Source organism: Spirillospora sp. NPDC049652 (assembly GCF_040675125.1).
In the GTDB taxonomy this organism is placed as follows: domain Bacteria; phylum Actinomycetota; class Actinomycetes; order Streptosporangiales; family Streptosporangiaceae; genus Spirillospora.
The window spans coordinates 1-1,623 of the sequence record NZ_JBFAOF010001295.1; the positions used below are offsets into that span (position 1 = coordinate 1).

Annotated in this window: 2 protein-coding genes; both read right to left on the minus strand. The window is 74.9% G+C overall.

Features of this window, described 5'->3' with window-relative positions; all coding sequences use genetic code 11:
- A partial coding sequence (locus AB0J52_RS39560; RefSeq protein WP_500188255.1) for a hypothetical protein occupies positions 1 to 685 on the minus strand: 685 nt, incomplete at its 3' end.
- Positions 682 to 1,623 (minus strand): glycosyltransferase family 4 protein (locus AB0J52_RS39565; protein WP_500188257.1); only part of this gene is annotated, 942 nt, incomplete at its 5' end. The genes AB0J52_RS39565 and AB0J52_RS39560, both read right to left, overlap by 4 nt.

Here is a 1,623-nt window from a genome sequence, read left to right on the forward strand (position 1 = left end):
GCCACGGCGCGAACTGCCGGACGGCGTTGAAGCCGCCCGCCGTGACGATCCGCTCCGCCCGCGCGCCGAGCGGCCACGCGGGATAGATGTCGTGATGGACGACCCGCACGGGCAGACCGTCCGGCGCTCGCGGCGCGACGAGCGTGAACCGGGGCCGGACGCCCTCGGCGGCGGCCATGTCGGCGGCATAGGCCACGAGCTCGCGGATCTCCTCGTCCGGCCCCGAATGGACGATCAGCCACCCGTCGATCTCCAGGTCCGCGGTGGCGGGCGGGTCGACCAGCTCCAGCGGTCTCACCTCGCCGGAGACCGCGCGCAGGTACTCCTCGTGCGCGCGCGCCAGCGGCTCGCAGACGTAGGTGACGTCGATCCGCGGACGGACGTTGGACAGCAGCCGCTCGTAGACCGGCCAGCGCAGAAGCCGAGCGAGATGGACGACCCGGAACCCGCCCTCCGGAACGCGCAGCTCACCGTTGATCCCGGCCGGGAAGGCGTCGATCCACACTTCGTCCGCGTGCACGTCCGCTAGCGACGGCACGACGGGCCAATCGGGGACGACCCGCGCGGCGAACGGCGAGTCCGACACCAGCGTCACCGGCTCGGCGTCCCTGCCGAGCGCGTGCAGCGCGGCCCGGACGCGGGTCAGGTGCCCGAGCCCCGCGCCGCGCGCATAGCAGGCGATCACCGGGGCTCAGCGGCCGTCTCGGTGAGAACGCGCAGGTAACCGGCCGTCTCGGCGGCCGGGGAGAAGTCGCGGCGGATCCGCTCGGCCGCGGCGGCGCCGAGCTTGCCCAGTTCGGCGTCCGACGCCGACACCGCGCGCCGGACCGCCTCGCGGCAGACGTCCGCGTCGCCCGCCGCGAAGGTGAAGCCGATCTCGTCGTCCGCGACGTCGGCGAGGCCGCCCGCGTCCGAGCACAGCAGCGGGACGCCCAGCGCGGCGGCCTCCAGCGCCACGTTCGGCATGCCGTCGTAGAACGACGGCAGGGCGACCAGGTCGCATGAGGCGTACACGGCGGGAAGGTCGTACCGCTCCTGGAACGGCAGCACCGAGTGCGCGAACCGGTCGAGGCGCGCGGTCACCGCCTCGTCCGCCTCTCCGGCGAGGACCAGGTGGAACGCGCCGGAGGGGAGGGCGTCGAGCAGGAAGTCCACGCCCTTCTTGGCCTTGAGCTGCCCGACCAGGCCGAGGGTGCGGAGGCCGTCCGCGACGTTCGCCGCCCGCCACGCGTCGGCGCGCCGCCGCTCGGACGGCAGCAGCTCCCAGGACGAGGTGTCCACGCTGTTGGCCACGAACGTGACCTCCGCGTCGGGCGCGAGGGCCCGGACCAGCGGAATGTGCGAGCGCGCGACGACGCAGACCCGCGCCGAGGCGCGCAGCGCGTCGGCCAGCGCGCCCCGCCGCCGCATCGAGAACAGGCCGACGTCGATGTCGTTGCCCCGGAGCAGCGTGATCAGCGAGGCGTCCAGCAGCGCGGCCAGGACGGGCGCGGCCAGCGTCGCGAGCACCCCGCCGAACGCCACGACGTGCGTGTACTCCGTCATCCGGGCGGCGGTGAGCTGCGTCCAGAGGCGGCGCAGCGCGTGCTCGGGGTCGGCGCCGAGCGGCGCGGTGAGCCGCCG